This is a genomic window from Pedobacter sp. Leaf132 (assembly GCF_920984695.1).
GTDB lineage: Bacteria > Bacteroidota > Bacteroidia > Sphingobacteriales > Sphingobacteriaceae > Pedobacter.
This window is the reverse complement of record NZ_CAKLBO010000005.1, coordinates 82,612-103,962: the sequence shown is the minus strand read 5'-3', so window position 1 is coordinate 103,962 and position 21,351 is coordinate 82,612. Positions and strand designations below refer to the sequence as shown.

Sequence of the window (21,351 nt, the reverse complement as noted above, 5' to 3'; positions counted from 1 at the left end):
CGCCGCCCTCTCCATGAAGAGATGGCGCTATTATGAATAGATTTTAAAAGTTACTAAATAAGATAAAAGTATGCGATTGCCGAAGAAGAATGGATATCTGTTTGATAATAGAAAGATAAAAATGTTGGGGTGCTAAATAACCTCACCCCCCGCCCTCTCCTTGAAGAGCCGGAGCTATTAGGAATAGATTTTAAAAATTAATAAAAATATATCCTGTTTAATAATAAAAGATAAAAATATCGGGGTGCTAGATAACCTCACCCCACGCCCTCTCCTTGAAGAGCGGGAGCTGTTATGAATAAGCCCAAGCCATACTTGAAGAGCGGGTATTAAATTGAAAATTGTTAATTAGATGGATAATAATTACAAGTGGTATCCTGTTTATACGCGTTCGCGGGCTGAAAAAAAAGCTTATGATGAGCTCCAAAAAAAAAGCATTACCTGTTATCTTCCTCTAAAAAAGACAATTAAACAATGGAGCGATCGTAGAAAAATTGTTGAAGAACCCTTGATAAAATCTTACCTCTTTGTGTATATTTCTGCCAAAGAGCATTTAGAGGTTTTAATGACTAATGGCATTTCCCGGTTTCTTTATTTTTCAGGAAAGATTGCTTCCATGCCGGATAAACAAATAGAGGATTTGAAATTATTATTGGCTACTGATGCTGAATTAGAAGTTTTGGATTACAATATTGAACCAGGTGAAAAGGTGAGCATAAAAGCAGGACCATTTAAAGGTATGCTTGCAGAAACTGTTTCCATACACAATAAACAACGCCTAATTTTACGTTTAGAAAATATGGGTGTAGCGATTGAAATAAACACATCAATGGCTTTTGTAGAGCGGTTGTAAAGACCTCAGTCCCCTCCCTCTCATTGAAGAGCCGGAGCTATAATAATCGGCACATTTTTAAAAGCAAAATGTGACTGAAAGGGCGAAGCTGTGTCTAACAACGTGATTGAACTAGTGATTTTACCTCATTCCCCCGCCCTCTCCTTAAAGAGACTAAGCTATGCATTAAATGTAGTGGAAAGGTCTCATTAGTTGAGAAACCTCACCCCCGCCCTCTCCTTGAAGAGCCGGAGCTGAAAACCAATAGATATGTGCCGTATTGCTGGGATTATAGATAAAACTAAAACAGAAGCTCAATTAGTTGCAAATGTAAAAGCAATGTGCGATGCGATGGCTCATGGCGGACCTGATGATGAAGGTTTTTATATTGAAGCGCTCCATGGAATTGCTTTCGGCCATAGAAGGCTAGCGTTGATCGACCTTAGTGCAGCCGGGCATCAACCTATGTTTTATAACGAAAATCGATTGGTGTTAAGTTTTAATGGTGAGATTTATAATTATCGGGAACTAAAAGCCGAATTGTTAAACCTCAGTTATGAATTTAACAGCAACAGTGATACTGAAGTTATCCTTGCAGCTTATGCAGAATGGGGAATTAAAAGTTTTGATAAGCTTAAAGGCATGTTTGCCTTTTCAATTTTCGATACCATTCAAAACGTTACCTATCTGGTTCGCGATTCTTCAGGTATTAAACCCTTATATTACAGCACCATAAACCAAAATCTAGTTTTTGCTTCTGAGGTTAAAGCCTTTAAACAAACGGATTATAAATACACTAATAACAAAGACTGGAAAATTTATTTTCTCGCTTTTGGGCATATTCCCGAGCCATACACTACTCACACTGAAATACAAATGCTACCAAAAGCTAATTATATGGCTTGGTGGCATGCAACAAATAGTTTTGAAATCCATAGTTATTCACATGTGGCAGACGAAAACAGGATCAACAATTATGCTGAAGCATTGGAAAAAGTAAAAAAAGGCTTGCAACATTCAGTAAAACGGCACCTTTATGCTGACGCAGCAATAGGCACTTTTTTAAGCGGCGGAATCGACAGCAGTATCATCAGTATTGTTGCAAATCAGGTGATTAAAAATCCGTCAAATTTGCATACCCTTTCTATCAATTTTGATGAAACTGAATATTCTGAGAAAGCTTTTCAGGATTTGATTAGTAAACAAATTAATAGCAATCATAAGGAAGATAATATAAACAAGACGTGTTTTGAAAAGTATTTCCCACATGCAATGGCTGCCATCGACCAACCTACAACAGATGGCATTAACTCGTGGTTTATCTCTTATTTTGCCAGGCAAAATGGATTAAAGGCTGTGTTGTCTGGCATCGGTGCTGACGAATTATTTGGTGGTTATCCTTCGTTTAAAAGAATGGATTTAGTTGAAAAACTAAGCAAACTACCTCGATTCATCCTTAAACAAGGTTTAAGATTCAATAGTCAAATTTTAAAAAGAGCTTATTATTTAAGCTATAAAAATACCAGCGGTAAGTATCTCTTTTTACGAGGCTTTTTTAATCCCCAGGAAATTGCATCCATATTGAATTTATCAGTTGATGAGGTTGATGAGGTATTGAAAACTGCCAATGTTGGAGTTATGAAATCGAGCTTAACCGCTAAACAAAAAGCAAGTTGGCTGGAGTATAACCTCTATATGCAAAACCAACTTTTAAAGGATACAGATGCTATGAGCATGCAACACGGTGTTGAAGTGCGTGTTCCATTTTTAGACAAGGATTTGGTTCAAATTGTAAAAGAGATTAAAAGTGATTTAGTTTACGAAACGAAGAAACCAAAGGGATTATTAGTTGATGCTTTTAAAAATGTATTACCCGAAAAGATATGGAATCGCCCTAAGATGGGTTTCACATTTCCTTTCGAAAATTGGCTGTCAACGAATGAACAGTTTTTGAGCAAATTTTCCGGTCGTGGAAATAAAAATGTTAACGCTTTTATTGAGGATTTTAAGAAAGGGAAACTGCATTGGAGTAAGATGATAGCTTTATATCAGGTAGTTGACTAGGTGTGTTACACCTCACCCGCCGCCCTCTAATGTGATTAACTTGAGAAAAGCCATTGTCAGTCTGAGCCTGTCGAAGGCCTTTCTTAAAATCTAAATAAAAAATATTTGTCCTTCGACAAGCTCAGGATGACAAACGCAGATAAAAACACCCTTAAGTTAATTACGTACCCCGGACTCTCCTTGAAGTGAAGGCGCATATCAATTAAAATTACCGTTTGACAACTCATAAAAAAGTCCTGTTTCTTACATTATATATTTTCGGTTTAACTGGGGGTATTGAAAAAGTTTGCAGGAGTTTTGCCAAAGTTTTGAAGGATTTATTTGCGGAGGGCAGCATTGAAAATTATCAGGTATTAAGTATGTATGATGCTCAGCCTGACGATAGATATGTTGATTTAAACAAATTCAAAGGGTTTCGAGCGAGTAAGTTGAGATTTGCTCTTGAAGCGATAATGAATGGAAAAAATGCTGATGTTATCGTTCTGAGTCATATTAACCTCTTGCCTTTTGGCTGGCTGATAAAAAAAATTAGTCCTGAGAAAAGAATTGTTTTATTTGCGCATGGTATAGAAATCTGGGGTAAGCGGAGCAAATGGAAAACTAGTTTCATCCAAAAGCAAGTTGAAGTGATCGCAGTAAGTAACTACACTGCCCAGAAACTGAAAGAAATCCATCAGGTATCAACAAAAAACATTAAGGTTATACATAATTGCTTAGATCCTTTCTTTGCAACACCGATTTTATTTGATAAACCACAATCTTTGCTTAAGCGATATAATCTTGAAATAGATTCTAAGGTATTGTTTTCGTTAAACAGATTATCATCGTCTGAGCAATACAAGGGTTACGATAAAGTTATTGAAGTTTTAGCCGAACTTCCTGAAAACTTCTATTACATTTTGGGTGGCAAAGCTGATGCTAGAGAAGAACAAAGGGTTAAAGCACTAATTGTACAGCATAAGCTCCAGCATAGGGTTAAATTAATTGGATTTATTAATGATGATGAACTTATAGATCATTATTTACTGGCGGATGTTTTTGTAATGCCAAGTAAGGCTGAAGGTTTTGGGATAAGCTTCATTGAAGCCGCAGCTTGCGGAAAACGTTCTGTTACCGGAAATCAAGATGGCAGTAAAGATGCAATATTAAATGGTTCTTTGGGTCAGTCGGTAAATCCAATTGATAAACCTGCACTTAAAGCGGCAATACTGGACGAAATAGATTTGATTTACAACAAAATAGATCTACAAGAGAAGTGTTTAAAGGCTTTTGGTTTTGAAGGATATAAGAAACGGATAAGTGATAGACTGGTTAATTGTTGAATTGGCTAATTGGTTAATTGTTCAAAAAACAGGTTCATTGTCTTGCCTGGGTAGGCTTATTTCTCGTGATAAAAAAAGACCTGCGAAGCAAGCTTGAACACAAAACCTAAGCCCCCGCCCTCTCCTTGAAGAGCCGGATCAATTGAAATCTAGACCATGCCGTTTTAAAAGCGGAATCTAGGTGAGGTGATAAGGCTTACCCGGATGGAGACAGAAGGTGAAACTACAAAAACCTCACCCCCCGCCCTCTCCTTGAAGAGAGGGAGCTAAAATTGGATAAACCAAAAAATAGATTGTGGGGTTAGACTTAAAGAGCCGGAGCTATTTGATTGACCAAAACCTGGTAACCAATAAACCGCAACAGATAAAAGGAAATAGAAAATTGGTTACAATCGGCTAGAAATGGGAAATCCGCAACGAATAACGAATTAATGCAACATAAAGAGGAACATAATTGGACTATTGAATCAAAAGCTTCCTTATTTGATTTAAAGTTAAATGAGGTTTGGGCTTATCGCGATTTATTAGTTCTCTTGGTAAGAAGGGATTTTGTTTCGTTTTACAAGCAAACCATATTAGGACCGCTGTGGTTTTTCATACAACCATTATTCACCACCATAATTTTCACTTTTATTTTTGGAAATCTTGCAGGAATTTCGACCGATGGTTTACCAAAACCACTCTTTTATATGGCAGGCATAACCGCCTGGAACTACTTTTCTGATTGTTTGACAAAAACATCTACCGTATTCAGAGATAATGCCGGCATTTTTGGAAAAGTTTATTTCCCGAGGTTGATTATGCCTTTAAGTATTGTGGTAAGTAATCTGGTTCGTTTTGGTGTGCAAATGATATTGTTTCTGATAATGATAGGCTATTATTATTTGAACGGAGCATCCTTCCATATCACATTAACCATTTTACTTTTTCCATTAATTGTTGTTTTAATGGCCTTGCTGGGTTTAGGTGCCGGAATGATTATCTCGGCAATGACCACAAAGTATCGTGATTTAGCTTTTTTGGTGGGCTTCGGCGTACAATTGCTTATGTATCCAACAACAGTAATCTACCCATTATCAACAGCTTTAACTAAATATCCTGAGTATGCCTGGATAATTGAATATAACCCTATGACACCAATTCTGGAAACCTTTCGCTATGGCTTTTTGGGTGAAGGTAGTTTTAGCTGGGGAAGCCTGGTCTATGCTATCGGGGTTACTATGGCACTGCTTGTGTTTGGGATAGTGATTTTTAATAAAGTGGAGCGGACTTTTGTGGATACGGTTTAGGTGAGGTTGAGGAAGAGGTTGAGACTAAGGACGAGGTTGAGACTGAGGTTGTATGGCGCTTAAAAAATAATTTCAATTTTGTTTATATTGCTTATTATATCTCGAGCTAATGAATGTTAAATTCAATACTAGACCATGTATTATAATTTCACAGAAATGCCAGTATGGAAGTTAGCAATGGAATATGCAGTTTCAGTATTCAATTTAACTACTGATTTACCAAAGCAAGAGGATTATGCGCTGACATCACAAATTAGAAGATCATCCCTTTCTATCTCCGATAATTTAGCAGAAGGTTTTGGAAGAGAAACTAATCTAGATAAAAAGCGATTTTACGTAATGTCTAGAGGTTCGCTTCTAGAATCAAAAAATCAACTTATTTATGGGCGAAACGTTGGCTACTTTGATGTTGAAAAAGGAATTGAATTAATAGCAGTGAATGAAAAAATCCATTTTGAACTTAATAAACTAATTAAAAGCTTAAAGTCTTGAACTAGGCCTCAGTCTTAACCTCAACTTTATTTAAAGAATGTCAATAGCTATCAAAGTAGAAAATCTTTCAAAAGTCTATTAATCCAAGATAGAATGATAAGTAAGATTAAAGCAATAACAAAGCAACTAAATTCTCCATTTATAACTCCAGATTTTTTGGACGTAAAGTACATACCTTCATTGGACGGTTGGAGAGCTGTGGCCATAATAATGGTTATTCAAGCACATTTTATGCTTACTTTGGAGAAAGGAACACTAATTCATACGATATTAAAATTTACAGCTATTGGGATTTTAGGTGTAAAAATATTTTTTGTTTTAAGTGGTTTCTTAATTACTACGCTATTAATTAAAGAAAAAATAAAGTTTGGCCATTTAAATCTAAAGAAATTCTTTATTCGCAGAGCATTAAGAATAGTGCCTGTTTTATACCTCTATCTTATTTCAGTTTTTGTTATTAATCAAATTCTTAAACTTAATTTAATACAATCAAATTTTCTAGGACCATTGCTCTACATTAATAACTTTAGCTTTTTTTCTGCGACTTGGCTTACTGGGCATACGTGGAGTTTAGCTGTAGAAGAACAATTTTACCTAATCTGGCCTTTTGTTTTTAAATTTTTGCGCAACAGCTTCAAGATTTGTTTAATAATAATCCTAATCATACCTTTTATTAAGGTTTTCCAGCATTTAAACCAAGAGATTTCGAATTATATTTTAGCCCCATTTTTTGTTCCGGCAAGCTCAATATTTACTGGTGTTTTAATAAGTCTATCATGCTTTAATTCTCGCATCTCAAATAAACTTATCAAACAAAAAAATTTCAAATATGGCATCTTCATAGTTTGTAGTATATGGATATATGTGAATTATTATATATCTGCAAGAGGTATTTATGGAATTTATTCAGTCCCATTTGGCGATATTTTTACTGATTTTTGTATAGCCTACTTGATTTTGTTTTCGATTATCAGAAAATCACATTTCATTTTTGCCATATTAAATAGCAAATTCATAAAAAAAATTTGTGTTATTTCTTATAGTATCTACATCTGGCAACAACTATTCATTATACCTAAAGGAAATTATCCAATATTAGAGCAGTACTTTTATTTTCCTTTTAATTTAATTCTAGTGTTTGGATTTGGTTTTCTATCCTACTACTTTTTCGAAAGACCATTTCTAAAATTAAAAGATAAGTTCTCAAATCACTAAGTCTGCAAGTTTGTCTAAAAAAATTTCCATAAGAGTCGAAAACCTCTCAAAAGCTTATCAACTCGGCCAAATTGGTACAGGCACTATTAGCCGTGATTTGGAGCGATGGTATGCCAAAGTACGAGGAAAAGAAGATCCTTTTTTACGGATTGGAGAAGCTAATGACCGCAGCACCAAAGGTGATAGTGATATTGTTTGGAGTTTAAAGGATATCAATTTTGAAATTGAGCAGGGCGATGCTGTTGGGATTATTGGCAGGAATGGTGCTGGCAAAAGTACACTGTTAAAAATATTAAGTAAAGTTACTGCCCCAACTTCTGGGAAAATTTCGGGTAGAGGTAGAATCGCCAGTTTGCTAGAAGTTGGTACCGGTTTTCACCCAGAACTGAGTGGCAGAGAAAACATCTTTTTAAATGGTGCTATTTTAGGCATGCGTAAAAAGGAAATCCAACGTAAATTGGATGAAATTGTAGATTTTGCGGGGATTGAGCGGTATTTAGACACACCTGTGAAGCGTTACAGTTCTGGCATGTATGTACGCCTAGCTTTCGCGGTTGCGGCTCATTTGGAAAGCGAAATTTTAATAGTTGATGAGGTTTTGGCGGTGGGTGATGCTGAGTTTCAGAAAAAGTGCTTGGGGAAAATGAGTGATGTAAGTAAGGGTGAAGGGAGAACGGTGCTGTTTGTGAGTCATAATATGGGGATGGTTAACCATCTTTGTGACAGCGCTATTGTTCTTAAGAATGGAGTCATAACCAGTAATGCAACAACTTCTATCAGTATAAATGATTATCTCAAAGAGAATAATGGTAAAGCGGATAATGATTTAAAATTAAAACTTTTGACTAAAAAAAATGATTACGGTATCATTTTACATAGTTTTGAAATCAAACCGCACTTTTTAGATTCCAATGATTTTTTAACGAACAGAGATATAGAGATAGTTATACAGTTTGAGTTAAATATGGACGTTATAGGATTACGAATCGGTTTCGAAGTAGTACATGCTGCATCTGAGACTGTAATATTCAGATCTTATCATGATGATGAACATAAACAACATTTTAAATTTAATAAAAAGACTGTACAACTAAAAACTTTCATTCCATCAAACTTTTTAAGTAATGATGAATATATAATTTATCCTACGATTGGGATACACAATGTAAAATGGTTAAACTATAAAGAACAGAGGATTTTGCTAAATATGATAAACTTGGATGGGATAAATTCACTTTATTCAGATGAAAGACCTGGCCTAATTAATCCATTATTTAAATGGCAGTTATTATGAACATAGATATCCTTCTAGCGAAAAAAATTATCAATTTATTCAGTAAATATATTACATACCGAACAACTTCGGAAGCTGAAAAATGGCAAAATTTATTTCATGAAAATGATGCTTTCATAGTTCACGGCCTAAGTAATGGCACCAGATTAAAACTATACAAAGATAGTATATTATCAAAATTGATTTATGAAGGTTTTGAAAACAAGGAGTTACTATTTATAGATAAATTTTTAAAACCAGGAGATACTTTTTTCGATATCGGATCAAATATTGGATTACATTCGATCTTTGCTTCTGCAAAATTAAAGAAAGACGGATATATTTATGCATTTGAACCATCAGTCAAAACTTTCAATAGACTGAATGAAAACGTTTCATTAAATAATTTAAAATCAATAATTACCACATTCCAAATGGGAATTTCAGATAAAAACGAAACCTTATATCTAAACGTTTCTGAAGATGGTCATGATGCCTGGAATTCTTTTTCCAAACTACAACATATAAATCTTAGTCTAAAAGAAGAAATAAGCGTTATCAGATTAGATGATTTTATTTTTGATAATGCTATAAAACCAGATACTGTGACATTCATCAAGATTGACGTTGAAGGATGGGAGTTGCATGTATTAGGCGGATTAGAAAAACTCATTCATTCTAAAGACTTTAACCCAGTTTTCTTAATCGAATTTACTGAGGAGAATGCATTTAGAACAGGGTATTCATGTCGTGATATATATTCATATCTGGTAAATAAAGGATACAAATGGTATGGCTATGATGAGCTTAATAATGAGGTTTATGAGTCACCGCTTAAGGCATACTACCCATATGAAAACTTAATTGCATTAAAACCAGAACGACTTAATAATTTAAGAATAAGACTGCAAGCTGAATGACAGTAACCATTATTACAGTATGCCTTAATAATGATGATTTAGATCAAACCATCGAATCAATTGTCAAGCAATCTTTTGAAGATTTCGAACTTATTGTTATGGATGGATGTTCAACTAATAGCAGGACTATCGAAACATTAGTAAAATATCAACATCATCCAAAAATCAATATTATTTCCGAACAGGATAATGGCATATATGATGCTATGAATAAAGGCATCACTAAAGCGACGGGAGAATATTTGATTTTTGTAAATGCAGGAGACCAATTAATATCTGAGAATGTGTTAAAAGCTGTAACGAAGCATTTTAATAATGAAGATATTATTTATGGTAATCTACAAATAGAAGGAGACGATTTTAGTTTGATTAAAGAATATCCTTCAAAATTGAGTTTTAATTATTTTTTGAAAGATACACTCCCTCATCCTTCCACATTTATCAAAAGGTCGCTTTTCGAAAAATTTGGTTATTATAATTGTAATATGAAGATCTCTGCTGATTGGGCATTTTTTATTAATTCAATATGCAGAAATAATGTTTCCTATAAACATATTCCTCTCGTAATTTCTTTGTTTAAGTATGATGGAATAAGTTCAAAAAGTGAAAATCAAGAGTTAATAAATAACGAAAAGAATAATTATCTACAAAAAAATTTTTCTGCATATATGACCGACTATCAATTACTAGATAGACTTGAAAGCGACCGACTAGCGCTCAAAAACTCTAGAGTAAGGAAGTATCTGTCGATAATTTTTAAGCAACTGAAAGTTTCCGAATTATGAAAATAGTTTCAATAATAGTCCCTTGTTTCAACCATGGAGAATTTTTAGCTGAAACTTTAACATCAGTCTTTAATCAGAGCTATAAACACTGGGAATGTATTATTGTAAATGATGGCTCTAATGACTGGAGTGAGCACATTGCTTTAGAGTGGAGTAATAAAGATGATAGATTTATTTATTATACTCAATCTAATCAAGGTGTATCGGTTGCAAGAAATAATGGGATAAAAAAATCTACTGGCTCTTATATTTTGCCACTTGATGCAGATGATGTCATTCACGAAAACTATTTAGAGGAAGCTATTATCACATTTGAAAATAATCCAAACCTAAAATTAGTTTACTGCAATGGCAAAAAATTTGGCTTAGAGAATGAAAGTTTAAATCTGAATAAATATAATTACAAAGATTTGTTGCTAGGTAATATGATTTTCTGTAGTGCAATGTTTAAAAAAACTGACTTTTATAATACAAGCGGTTATGATAATGATATGCACAATGGATTAGAAGATTGGGAATTTTGGATTCGATTTTTAGACCAAGAATCAAAAGTTATTAAATTAGAAAAAGAATATTTCTTCTACAGAATTCGAGAGAACTCCAGAAACACTATTAAATCTGAACTCCATAGAAATATTAACTGGCAAATTTTCTTAAAGAATATCGACATTTACAAATCTCACTATATTGACCCAATAAGTCAAATAAAACTCAGTCAAACATATAAAAATATGTATCAATTTTCTTTGGATTACAGATTGGGTAATTTCATTATTAATCCATTTAGAAAGATAAAAAATTGGCTTTTTAGTAAAAATGAGTTCAGAAAGAAAAACCCATATTAGGATTAAATTCACTGATTTTTGGCCAGACTTTATACCGGAAAAATCCTTCTTTTATAAAAGATTAGCTCTCAAATACGAGATCGAATTAAGTGATAAACCAGAAATATTATTCTATTCAGTATATAGCACAAATCATCAAAAATATAATTGCACTAAAATACTTTTCACTGGAGAAAATTTACGTCCTGATTTTAAAGATTGTGATTTTGCTTTCAGCTTTGATTATCCAATAACTGAAAGAAATTATCGGTTACCACTTTATGCGCTCTATCAAGATGCTGATACATTAGTCAAAAGAGAATTGAATTTTGAAGAAATATTAAATCAAAAAAAAAAATTCTGTTGCTTTATCGTTTCTAATCCAGATGGTCAATCAAGAAACGAATTTTATCTAAAACTTTCTAAAAGAAGGCGTGTAGATTCTGCTGGCAAACTATACAATAATACAGGCTTTGAATTAATTGATAAAATAAATTTCATTAAAGATTTCAAATTTGTTATCGCTTTTGAAAACTCATCTTATCCTGGCTATGTCACCGAAAAAATTTACGAACCATTTATTTCTAATTGTATTCCAATTTATTGGGGTTCTGATTTAGTAACAAGAGATTTCAACCCAAAAAGATTCATTAATTGCCATAACTATAAAAGTTTTACTGAAGTAATAGATTATATAGAATATCTTGATGATAATGATGCTGATTATCTTTCTATGCTTAAGGAACCGATCTTCAAAAATGATGAAGTAAATGAATTTGTTAATGAAGAATTTATTATGAAACAGTTGGATAAAATCGTCGATTTTGCCCAGAATAAATCATTAATACAAAGATTAATTGAATTTAGAAGATTATTTAAATATTATGTTACTGTGGTAGTTAGAGGGCTTAAACTTAGAAGATATTAATGAGTAGTCCTTTAGTTTCTGTAATTATACCAAATTATAATCATGAAAAATATCTTAAAACGAGGATTGAATCTGTCTTAAATCAAACTTTTCAAGATTTTGAAATTATAATTTTAGATGACTGCTCTACAGATTTTAGTGTAGCAATCTTGGAAAAGTATACAACTCATAAAAAAATATCCATTTTATTATATAATGAAACAAATAGTGGTAATACATTTAAGCAGTGGATTAAAGGGCTTTCCCTTTGCAAAGGCGACTACATTTGGATAGCAGAAAGTGATGACTTTGCGTGTAAAAATTTCTTAAAGTACACAGTAAGGAAGCTTAATGCATCGGATAAAATTGGCTGTGTGTTTGCTGAATCTATTTGGATAGATGAAAATAATGAGAAAATTGCCAATCCAAAGCACAAATTATCTAGTGTTGCGGATATGGAATCTTCAAATTTTATTATAAATTATATGCTTGACGGAAATTTCATATATAATGCAAGTGCTGCATTGTTCAGGAAAGCAGCTTATATACAAAATAAGGAAACTATAGATAAAAATATAATAAAATATAAAGCATGTGGTGACTGGTTATTTTGGGCATTAATTTTAGAAAACTATTCGATAGATTTAGTTTATTCAAGTCAAAATTATTTTAGAAGGATAGAAAGCTCAGTATCTGCAAAAAGTATAAATAGCATAGAAACCAGTTTCGAAACGATTAATGTTATAGCTTTTATAAAAAAATACTATAAAATAAATCTTGGATCAAAACACATAAAGGCAATAGCCGATAAAATTATAACTGTATACACAGCTGGAAGATTCAATATTAAGGATCATTTCTTTATATACCTGTCTGCCACCAAAATTCATCCATCATTGCCTTTTTTAATAGGCTTCAAAGAATTTAAACGTAAACTATCAAGAATACCAAATCCTTTTAAAGTTTAATTATCTTGCCAGATATCTCTATAATCATTTGTTGCTACAATAGCGCAGAGCGTTTGCCTAAAACTATCGAGCATATTTCCAAAATTGAAAATATCGAATCTCAGATAGAAATAATCATCGTTGATAATTGTTCCACAGATGCAACATCCAAAGTGGCTGAACTTGAACTTAATCGATTTTCAAAAAAAATAGATTATCAAATAGTTTACGAATCAAAAGCTGGTTTGAATTATGCGAGAAAAAGAGGATGTGAAGTAGCCAATTATGATTGGTTATTATTTTGTGATGATGATAACTGGCTTGAACGCGATTATATCATTAATTTCTTAAAAAACCTAAATGAATATCCGCATCTAGAAATTTTTGGTTGCGGAATATCTAATCCTGTCTTTGAAAAACAACCTCAAAAATGGTTCTATAAATATCAATATTTATGTGCAATTTTTAATATCGAAGAAAAAAAAAAAAATGTAATGATATCAAATTCTATGGAAGTTGAAAGTTTTGTTTGTGGGGCCGGTATGTATGTAAGAAAAGAGTTCATTAACGCTTATTTTAGTGATGATAGGTTTAAATTAGTAGATAGAATTGGTGAAGCTCTATCATCGGGAGGAGACACAGATTTAGTTTGGTTTGCTCTTAGCAACAACTTGCATGTTGGGCAGTTTTCAAACTTAAAGTTGCAACACTACATAACAGCAAATAGAATAACAAAAAAATATATAATAAGGCTTTATATGGGTATAAGTTTTTCATTTGCGCTTTTAGATTACAAATACAAGTCTACAACTAAAAAGCCAAGGGTATTCGAGTTCTTTTATCATTATGTTAACAACTTACTCCACTTCAATTTTTTAATATCAAGATTGATATATGCAGAATTTATTGGAAGGTATAAAGCGTATCGTTACATACAAACAATTTGATGCAAGTACTTCACATCATTTCCAACAAAGACAATAGCGGAGGTACTATTGCGGCATTGAATTTACATGATGCTTTACAGCAAAAAGGAATTAATAGCGCTGTTTTATCAAGCGCTGAATTGGAGGGTTTTCTGGAAGGTAATGGTTATAGAAGATTTGGCGGTATAGTTGGCAGAATTCAACAAGGGTTGTTAAAGCTTGAGAACCTATTTGCTAAACCAGGATGGATAAATCCTATAGATAAATTCGTTTCGCCCAATATACTCGACAATTATTCGGGCATAGTTCATATCCATGTAACACATGTTGCGCAAATCTCTTTCGATTTACTAAGTAAATTGGCAAAAGGCAATAAAGTTTTCTGGACCCTGCACGATTTATGGCCATTAACTGCAAAATGCATCCATCCTATTGATTGTGATAGGTACATTAGCAATTGCCATCATTGCCCGAAATTACAAGAATATCCAAAACTAAATTGGGATAACACTCCATACCTGCATCAGCAAAAAAGGAACTTCATCAAACAACATAAAATTCATTTTGTATCTCCATCTAAATGGATAAAAAGCGAAAATGAAGCCTATATTAACAATCTTGATGGAAGAATTTCAACCATACCTCACGCCGTAAATTCTAACTTTAGTAAAGCACTTATTGGTAAAGAAAATATCCGAAAAGAATATAATATCCCTGTAGATGGAGATGTAATTCTATTTCCGCAAGGGCGATGGGAAGACGAAAAAAAAGGGGCAAGCTGGTTCGAAGCAATAAAAACCAGATTAGCAGAATGCTACAATTCAGAGCGCAAAATCTATCTTACAACACTTACCGGGGATGTTGTAAGATTTAATAAATTAAATAGTTGGTTAACAGAAATACATTTGCCAGCAACTTCAGATAAGGAAATTATGGCAGCCTATTACCAACTGAGCGATTGTAGTATTTCTTTAAGCGAAATTGAAACGTTTGGTTTATGCGTAGCAGAAAGTTTGGCTTGCGGCGTACCTGTGTTGGCCCGTTCGGCCAAAGGCGTAAATGAGCTCTTAGTTAATGATGTTATTGCTTACACGAAAGATGAATTAGCAGATTATATTTTAGAGCAAAAATGGCAGAAATTTAATTACGAGCCATTATTTTCGAGAGTTGGCAACGATATGAATATAAATAATTGGGCGAAGGCACATATTGCTTTATATGCATCTTAAATCATTCGAAGAAAGCTACAATTCCAAAGATAATGCTATTGGTTTTATCCGTTTAATTTTAGCCGTCTTCGTAATCGTACAGCATAGTTATGTGCTTTTAGGTAGTGTAGACCCACTCAGCCGAATTGGATTAATTAGTTTTGGTGCTTTGGGTGTGAATGGATTTTTTATTTTAAGTGGATTCTTAATTACTTCGAGCTGGTTAAATAGTACGAGCATCACAAATTATGTGTGGCGTAGGATACTTAGAATTTTCCCTGCTTTCTTAGTTTGTTTACTGGTTACAGCTTTCATTATAACGCCATTAATTATCATTCTGAAAGGACAAAGTTTAAGTCAAAATATTTTAAGCCAAATGCTTGGATATATTTTTAGAAACGCGTTGCTGATTATCAATCAACCAGATATTGCAAATCTCACAGCTCAATTAAGAGAAAAATCACTGAATGGTTCATTATGGACTTTATCCTGGGAGTTTCTTTTTTATATTCTATTAGCTATTGGCGGTATATTTGGAGTATTAAGCAAAAGGAAATGGGTATTAATAATTTTTACACTATTTTATATTGCCTGCTATTGGATAGACGAATGTAAATGCACATTCTTTTTAAAGTTTTACACCAATGCAAATGTGGCTATTTTACCTTATTACTTTTTAGTCGGTTCAATTGGATTTCTTTTCAAAAAACACATTCCAGATTCGAAAATATTATTTGCTATATGCACTGCATTGTGGCTACTGGATTTGAAGTATAATCCGCATTATCCACTACATCCGTTCTTTTTACTCTATATTTTACTTTGGCTAACTACACACCTACCAATAAAATCGGTTGAGCGGTTTGGCGATTTTTCGTACGGATTGTATATCTACCACTTCGTGGTTATTCAAACGATTTTAATAAGCTTTAGCCATGAGTTCAAACCTATAATATTATTTTTGATTACTTTGCCAATAGCCTTTGGTTTAGCATATTTAAGCTGGAACTTAATAGAAAAAAGATGCATGAATTTCAAAAGATTAGTTAAATGACGGATAAGAAGTGGCTGATTATAGGTGGTGGTGCAGTAGTGCAAGAGTACTATCTTAAAGCATTTGAACATCTTGGCTTGCTTAATTCGATAACGATTATTGAGCCAAACCCTGAAACTTTCAAAATACTTAAGGAAAAAAAATTAAATGTATTACAACTTGGTTTTGAAGCATTTTTAGCAGAAACAAAAGTGAATTATGATTACGGAATTATCACTTTGCCAAATCATCTTCATGAAACAGCGATAGCATTATGTGTTGCTAAAAACATTTCAGTTTTATGTGAGAAGCCACTCGTACTGACTACCGCAGCATGCGACAAAATAATTGAGCTTGAGGCTGAAACAAACGGAAATGTCTACACTGGCATGGTCCGTCGGTATATGCCATCCTATCTTGCCCTTAATAAGAGCTTAAATCTTTTGGGTAAGATAAAACAAGTTAATATTGAAGATGGTAATCCTTATGCCTGGGTTGCCGATAGCTATGCGGTTTTCGATCCAAAAAACGGTGGCGTATTAGCCGATATGGGCGTACATTATCTGGATTTAGTATATCACCTTTTTGGAGTGCTCCAACCCGTTAAATACGATGATGATTATGAAGGAGGAGTTGAAGCCAACGTTCATTATATTTTAAAAAATGAAGCGGAGATAGAGATTTCTCTAAAACTTTCGAGAACTGAAAAGCTTAAAAATACTTTTGAAATTATCGGTGCAAACGGAAAACTTTGGATGGAGAAAGATAATTTCGAAAGTTGTTTTTTTTCTTCAGCTGATGACATTGTGCATGAGGTAAGTTTAAATTATGCATTTAGCGATGCATCATTACAATATGTATTTGAAGCCTGTTTTGTTGAGCAAATAATCAAATTTTCATCGAATGATAAATCATTGGTTAAAGTTGAAGATGCCAAAGCAGTAATTACGCTTATTGAATGGGCATATAAAAATAGAAAAACGGCTTCAGCAAATTTAAGCAAAGATAGCTATTTAATTACCGGAGGTACCGGATTTATTGGAACCGCATTAACTGAACGTTTATGGAGTAAAGGCATCCAAAACATAACTGTACCCGTTAGAGGGTACAAAAACTGCGCAGCAATCGCCCGATTCAATATTGATTTACCAAAAGTTAATCTTTTAAATTATGAAACGGTACTCAACATTGTTAAAGGGAAGAAATTTATTGTCCATTTAGCTTACGCCACAGATGGTAAAAACGCTTACAATATTAATGTTGAAGCTACAAAAAACGTAGTAAAAGCCGCATGCGAACAAGGTGCGGAGGCCGTTGTTGTACTAAGTACAATGAATGTTTATGGTTTTCCTGATGGTTTTGTAGATGAAAATTCTAATGGAAAACCTGCCGGTGGAGATTACGGTAAATCAAAAAAAATAATGCAAGATTGGTGTTTGCAATTTGCAAAAACTCAAACCAAAACCAGGATTATTGTTTTAAATCCAACATGTGTTTATGGGCCAAATGGCAAAACTTATACCACATTACCAATAACACTTGCCAATTCAAATCGTTTTTGCTGGATTGATAACGGCATTGGAAAAGCAAACATTGTTTACATTGATAATTTGTTAGATGCCATTGAAAAATCTTTGAGCGTAAAAAGTGCACATGGTTTAAATTTAATTATTAATGATGATACAATAACCTGGAGAAATTTTCTTCGTCCGTTATTATTAGATAAGGCTGAGCTGATAGAAAATCTGGATACAAAAAGTTTACTTTCACAAAATTTTAAAGAGAAAACAAACCTTAAAAAGATTACCCGCTATTTAGTGGCTAATTATGAATTTGTTTCTTTAATAAATCAACATCCCATTTTAGGAAGTTTGAAAAAAGTGATTTTCAAAAGCATCCCTAAATTTAGAAACAAGTTAAACGGTGAACGTGAAATTGAATGGCATGATAACGGAATTGAAAATCTGAGAAAAGATACTAAGGAACCTTTCAACCCTCCTATCTGGTTAAATGAACTTTTTGGCAATACGAAAAGTGAATTCTCTTCTAAAAAGGCTAAAGAAATTTTAGGTTGGGAGCCTGTAATACCCACTGAAGAATCATTAAAAATAACTCAAGAATGGCTAGCTCAGCGGAATTAGTTTCCGTAATAATTCCCGCGTATAATGCTGAGCAAACAATTGTTGAGACTTTAAATTCTGTTTATGCTCAAACCCATAAGAATTTAGAAGTTATAGTTGTTAACGATGGTTCTACAGACAACACTTTAAGTATTCTAGAAAAATATTCTAATCCTGTAAAAATACTATCTACAGAAAATAAAGGTGTTAGCCATGCCCGCAGCTTCGGTTTTAAACATGCAAAAGGAGATTATATTCAATATTTAGATGCTGATGATCTACTAAAACCAAAAAAAATTGAGCTGCAATTAGAAGCTTTAATTACACATAATGCTGATGTTGCTTACGGTGATTGGCAAAAATTCAGAGCTGAAAATAATGAAACAATTATCTCTGAAACCATCAAACGCGAAATTGAAGGAGACTTAGAAATCGCACTTTTTACTTATTTCTGGTGCCCTCCTGCTGCAATATTGTATTCCAAAATCATTTGCGAACAGTTAAAATGGAACGAAAATTTACCTGTGATACAAGATGCAAGATATTTTTTAGATGCTGGAATTGCAAAAGGAAAATTTGTTTATACAAATGGAATAATGGCTCAATATAGAACCGGTCAGGCAAATTCATTATCAAAAAAAAGCGATTTAAATTTTGTACGGGATTTGTATGAAAACACTAAAGCTGTTTATGCAGTATGGAAAGTTGATATTAATATTGATAAAAAAAGGGCAATTATAAAATCTTTAAGGCATTGCATTAACCGGCTGAGTGTTTTGGATAAAGGTTTAGCAAAAGAAGCCATTGAATTTCTGCTTCAAATTGAACCGGATTATTTACCGCCTGAAAAAGGGATATTGCGAATACTATCAAAGATTATTGGCTACAAAAGCGCAGAAAAAGTGGCTGGAATTAAAAGAGCGATTAATTCATGAAAATTCTATTTGCTATACAGTATTTTTACCCCACTTCAAATGGAGGAACCGAACGTTATGTCTACGACTTAGCGAAAGAATTGATTGCAAATGGTAACGAGGTGGCGATCTTGAAGATTGGCATCGAAGATGATTACTATTACGAAGATTTAAAAGTATATGTTTTACCAAAAGGTAATTTTTCTAGAAATCTTACAGAAAGAGAAAATTCAATTTTGGCAATGTTTAAAAATATATTAGAAGAATTTAAACCAGATTTATTTCACCTAAATACCCTGCATGAGAAGTTAAATGCACATTTTTTTAAATTAGCAAAAAAAATGGGTATTCCGTGTGCGTTTACTAGTCATTTAGCTAATACAACTTGTTCGACGGGGGAATTATTATTAATGGGTAGACAACAGTGTGATGGTGAATTTAATCTGCAAAGATGCTTTAAATGTGCTCTAAAGACAAATAACAGTCCTCTATCAAGGATATCTGAACTTATTATAGCTGCTGATAAGCATACTGATTTTTTTTCGAAAAATTCTTCAGCATTAATGGCACTACACCAAACAAATTACCAAATAAACCTTCTAAAGGAACACGCTAACTTAATCTTTGTTCAAAGTGAATGGCAGAAAAACGTTCTACTTCTAAATAATTTTAATAAAAGCAGACTTCATTTAATAAGATTGGGTTTGGAATATAATTCAACTGAATCTCATAAAAGTGATGAAAGTAAAGATTCAGTTTCATTTGGTTTTATCGCAAGATTTTCTAAAAACAAAGGATTAAAAGTTTTAATAAATGCTTTAGAAAAGATTAAAATTCGATTAAACTTATTCGTTTGTATTTCTATTGATAAAAAAGATATATCAATATTTGAAAAATCAATTAGCACTATAAAGTTAAATCATCAAATAAATATAATCTTTAATGCCAATAAAAGTGAGGTATTAAAAACCTTGGATTGCATTGATGCCTTAATAGTTCCTTCATTAGTTGTAGAAACTGGGCCGTATGTTGTGTTAGAATCATTATCTAGAAATACACCGGTTATTGGCTCAAACATAGGAGGAATTGCAGAAACAATAATACATAGAGTAAATGGATTATTATTTGAAATGGGAAATGATGATGAACTCACAAAATCAATATTAGATTTTATTGAAAACCCTATAAGAATAAATTGCAATGACTTTCCTTTTGAGATAAATTCGATTAAAAAGTATGCATCAGAAGTAGAAAAGAAATATAAAAATGAACTTGAATTCAGATAAAATATTAAATATTTTTTACCAAGAACCAAACCCTGATAGATGGATTAAATACGACCGTTATCCAAGGCAGATAATTAGAAGAATTATTAGAGGTAAACAAAAACCAGGCGGTGTAATGATGGTAGCCTTACAGTTATTAAAGGGATTAGATAATTTAGGAATCCCTTATCGATTTAATGATTTCCAATACGCTAAAAAAAATCCAGATGAGTTAATAGGAGTAATAGGAAAGCCTCAATTGATTTTTGATGAAAAATTTAAAAATCCAATTCTTTTTGGAGCAGGGGTTTTTTCACATCCAATAGATTGCCCTGATTTATTTGAGAAATATCCGAATGTAAAAAAAATGCTTGTACCAGGCGAATGGATGCGAAAAATGTGCGAACCATTTTACCACGATAAAGTTGAGACTTGGCCAGTAGGAATTGATACTGATAAATGGAAGCCAGAGATAATTAAAGATAAACAAAACATAGACTTTTTAATATATAATAAAATTCGCTGGAATAATGAATATTATAACAAAGATTTAGTCATCCCTATTCTTTGCGAACTCGACAGTAGAAATCTCACATATAAACTTATAAACTATGGTAAGTATGACCATTCCGAGTTAATTAGCAGTTTGAGTAATGCTAGGGCAGCAATCTTCTTATGTGAGCATGAAACCCAAGGTATAGCTTATCAGCAAATTTTGGCAACAAATACCCCCATTTTGGCCTGGGATATGGGTGGATTTTGGCTAGACCCATCATATTATCCAGAAAAGGTAAAATTTAAACCTGTTTCTTCAGTTCCTTATTGGAATAAGGATTGTGGTGAAAAATTCGAAAATATTGAACAGTTCAAAAAAAAACTTATTACATTTTTATCCAATTTTCAATTATACAGACCAAGGGAATTCATTGTTGAAAATTTAACTTTAGAAATTTGCGCAGAAAAATACTATAATATTTATAAAGGTTTATTAAAAACTTGAACACTAAACATGTCA

The 21,351-nt window shown here is 32.8% G+C and carries 19 protein-coding genes; all 19 read left to right on the top strand.

Features of this window, described 5'->3' with window-relative positions:
* Nucleotides 1–352 precede the first annotated feature (352 nt).
* Nucleotides 353–853: a UpxY family transcription antiterminator gene (locus LUA86_RS11210; protein ID WP_231461868.1), complete on the top strand. Its 501-nt coding sequence runs from the start codon at nt 353–355 to the stop codon at nt 851–853.
* 249 nt (nt 854–1,102) lie between these two features.
* Complete coding sequence (gene asnB, locus LUA86_RS11205; protein WP_231461866.1) at nt 1,103–2,896, top strand: asparagine synthase (glutamine-hydrolyzing); 1,794 nt, start codon at nt 1,103–1,105, stop codon at nt 2,894–2,896.
* A gap of 308 nt (nt 2,897–3,204) precedes the next feature.
* Entirely contained in the window at nt 3,205–4,218 is a 1,014-nt protein-coding gene (locus tag LUA86_RS11200) for a glycosyltransferase family 4 protein (protein ID WP_231461858.1), read from the top strand.
* Nucleotides 4,219–4,649: 431 nt separating this feature from the next.
* Nucleotides 4,650–5,507 carry an ABC transporter permease gene (locus tag LUA86_RS11195; protein ID WP_231461856.1) on the top strand — a complete coding sequence of 286 codons (858 nt, stop codon included), beginning with the start codon at nt 4,650–4,652 and terminating at the stop codon, nt 5,505–5,507.
* 135 nt (nt 5,508–5,642) lie between these two features.
* Complete coding sequence (locus tag LUA86_RS11190; RefSeq protein WP_231461847.1) at nt 5,643–5,999, top strand: four helix bundle protein; 357 nt, start codon at nt 5,643–5,645, stop codon at nt 5,997–5,999.
* A gap of 93 nt (nt 6,000–6,092) precedes the next feature.
* The gene (locus tag LUA86_RS11185) at nt 6,093–7,214 is read left to right on the top strand and encodes an acyltransferase (RefSeq protein WP_231461845.1); all 1,122 of its coding nucleotides are present in this window, start codon (nt 6,093–6,095) and stop codon (nt 7,212–7,214) included.
* A 10-nt stretch (nt 7,215–7,224) separates the two neighbouring features.
* A complete protein-coding gene (locus tag LUA86_RS11180; protein ID WP_231461843.1) occupies nt 7,225–8,508 on the top strand; it encodes an ABC transporter ATP-binding protein in 1,284 nt (427 codons plus the stop codon).
* Complete coding sequence (locus LUA86_RS11175) at nt 8,505–9,407, top strand: FkbM family methyltransferase (RefSeq protein ID WP_231461841.1); 903 nt, start codon at nt 8,505–8,507, stop codon at nt 9,405–9,407. Before LUA86_RS11180 ends, LUA86_RS11175 begins: the two co-directional genes overlap by 4 nt.
* Nucleotides 9,404–10,192, top strand: coding sequence for a glycosyltransferase family 2 protein (locus tag LUA86_RS11170; protein WP_231461839.1), 789 nt, complete (start codon nt 9,404–9,406; stop codon nt 10,190–10,192). The genes LUA86_RS11175 and LUA86_RS11170 overlap by 4 nt, the downstream gene beginning before the upstream one ends.
* On the top strand, nt 10,189–11,037 hold the full coding sequence (locus LUA86_RS11165; protein ID WP_231461837.1) for a glycosyltransferase family A protein: 849 nt from the start codon (nt 10,189–10,191) through the stop codon (nt 11,035–11,037). The genes LUA86_RS11170 and LUA86_RS11165 overlap by 4 nt, the downstream gene beginning before the upstream one ends.
* Nucleotides 11,009–11,944, top strand: a complete 936-nt coding sequence (locus LUA86_RS11160) for a glycosyltransferase family 10 domain-containing protein (protein WP_231461829.1) — start codon at nt 11,009–11,011, stop codon at nt 11,942–11,944. The genes LUA86_RS11165 and LUA86_RS11160 overlap by 29 nt, the downstream gene beginning before the upstream one ends.
* Nucleotides 11,944–12,891, top strand: coding sequence for a glycosyltransferase family 2 protein (locus LUA86_RS11155; protein ID WP_231461819.1), 948 nt, complete (start codon nt 11,944–11,946; stop codon nt 12,889–12,891). The genes LUA86_RS11160 and LUA86_RS11155 overlap by 1 nt, the downstream gene beginning before the upstream one ends.
* 5 nt (nt 12,892–12,896) lie before the next feature.
* The gene (locus LUA86_RS11150) at nt 12,897–13,817 is read left to right on the top strand and encodes a glycosyltransferase (RefSeq protein ID WP_231461817.1); all 921 of its coding nucleotides are present in this window, start codon (nt 12,897–12,899) and stop codon (nt 13,815–13,817) included.
* Nucleotides 13,817–15,025 carry a glycosyltransferase gene (locus LUA86_RS11145; protein ID WP_231463111.1) on the top strand — a complete coding sequence of 403 codons (1,209 nt, stop codon included), beginning with the start codon at nt 13,817–13,819 and terminating at the stop codon, nt 15,023–15,025. The genes LUA86_RS11150 and LUA86_RS11145 overlap by 1 nt, the downstream gene beginning before the upstream one ends.
* Nucleotides 15,015–16,058 carry an acyltransferase gene (locus LUA86_RS11140; RefSeq protein ID WP_231461815.1) on the top strand — a complete coding sequence of 348 codons (1,044 nt, stop codon included), beginning with the start codon at nt 15,015–15,017 and terminating at the stop codon, nt 16,056–16,058. The genes LUA86_RS11145 and LUA86_RS11140 overlap by 11 nt, the downstream gene beginning before the upstream one ends.
* Nucleotides 16,055–18,178 carry an NAD-dependent epimerase/dehydratase family protein gene (locus LUA86_RS11135; protein WP_231461813.1) on the top strand — a complete coding sequence of 708 codons (2,124 nt, stop codon included), beginning with the start codon at nt 16,055–16,057 and terminating at the stop codon, nt 18,176–18,178. Before LUA86_RS11140 ends, LUA86_RS11135 begins: the two co-directional genes overlap by 4 nt.
* On the top strand, nt 18,157–19,092 hold the full coding sequence (locus LUA86_RS11130; protein WP_231461811.1) for a glycosyltransferase family 2 protein: 936 nt from the start codon (nt 18,157–18,159) through the stop codon (nt 19,090–19,092). The genes LUA86_RS11135 and LUA86_RS11130 overlap by 22 nt, the downstream gene beginning before the upstream one ends.
* The gene (locus LUA86_RS11125) at nt 19,089–20,357 is read left to right on the top strand and encodes a glycosyltransferase (RefSeq protein ID WP_231461809.1); all 1,269 of its coding nucleotides are present in this window, start codon (nt 19,089–19,091) and stop codon (nt 20,355–20,357) included. Before LUA86_RS11130 ends, LUA86_RS11125 begins: the two co-directional genes overlap by 4 nt.
* Entirely contained in the window at nt 20,338–21,336 is a 999-nt protein-coding gene (locus LUA86_RS11120; RefSeq protein ID WP_231461807.1) for a glycosyltransferase, read from the top strand. The genes LUA86_RS11125 and LUA86_RS11120 overlap by 20 nt, the downstream gene beginning before the upstream one ends.
* Nucleotides 21,337–21,351: the final 15 nt, after the last annotated feature.

What these genes read in the sequence shown, in the direction of transcription:
- LUA86_RS11170 (WP_231461839.1), top strand. Translation starts at nt 9,404, where the DNA reads ATGACAGTAACCATTATTACAGTATGCCTTAATAATGATGATTTAGAT.
- LUA86_RS11130 (WP_231461811.1), top strand. Translation starts at nt 18,157, where the DNA reads ATGGCTAGCTCAGCGGAATTAGTTTCCGTAATAATTCCCGCGTATAAT.
- LUA86_RS11175 (WP_231461841.1), top strand. Translation starts at nt 8,505, where the DNA reads ATGAACATAGATATCCTTCTAGCGAAAAAAATTATCAATTTATTCAGT.
- LUA86_RS11210 (WP_231461868.1), top strand. Translation starts at nt 353, where the DNA reads ATGGATAATAATTACAAGTGGTATCCTGTTTATACGCGTTCGCGGGCT.
- LUA86_RS11135 (WP_231461813.1), top strand. Translation starts at nt 16,055, where the DNA reads ATGACGGATAAGAAGTGGCTGATTATAGGTGGTGGTGCAGTAGTGCAA.
- LUA86_RS11145 (WP_231463111.1), top strand. Translation starts at nt 13,817, where the DNA reads ATGCAAGTACTTCACATCATTTCCAACAAAGACAATAGCGGAGGTACT.
- LUA86_RS11140 (WP_231461815.1), top strand. Translation starts at nt 15,015, where the DNA reads ATGCATCTTAAATCATTCGAAGAAAGCTACAATTCCAAAGATAATGCT.
- LUA86_RS11190 (WP_231461847.1), top strand. Translation starts at nt 5,643, where the DNA reads ATGTATTATAATTTCACAGAAATGCCAGTATGGAAGTTAGCAATGGAA.
- asnB (WP_231461866.1), top strand. Translation starts at nt 1,103, where the DNA reads ATGTGCCGTATTGCTGGGATTATAGATAAAACTAAAACAGAAGCTCAA.
- LUA86_RS11160 (WP_231461829.1), top strand. Translation starts at nt 11,009, where the DNA reads ATGAGTTCAGAAAGAAAAACCCATATTAGGATTAAATTCACTGATTTT.
- LUA86_RS11125 (WP_231461809.1), top strand. Translation starts at nt 19,089, where the DNA reads ATGAAAATTCTATTTGCTATACAGTATTTTTACCCCACTTCAAATGGA.
- LUA86_RS11155 (WP_231461819.1), top strand. Translation starts at nt 11,944, where the DNA reads ATGAGTAGTCCTTTAGTTTCTGTAATTATACCAAATTATAATCATGAA.
- LUA86_RS11165 (WP_231461837.1), top strand. Translation starts at nt 10,189, where the DNA reads ATGAAAATAGTTTCAATAATAGTCCCTTGTTTCAACCATGGAGAATTT.
- LUA86_RS11195 (WP_231461856.1), top strand. Translation starts at nt 4,650, where the DNA reads ATGCAACATAAAGAGGAACATAATTGGACTATTGAATCAAAAGCTTCC.
- LUA86_RS11185 (WP_231461845.1), top strand. Translation starts at nt 6,093, where the DNA reads ATGATAAGTAAGATTAAAGCAATAACAAAGCAACTAAATTCTCCATTT.
- LUA86_RS11120 (WP_231461807.1), top strand. Translation starts at nt 20,338, where the DNA reads ATGAACTTGAATTCAGATAAAATATTAAATATTTTTTACCAAGAACCA.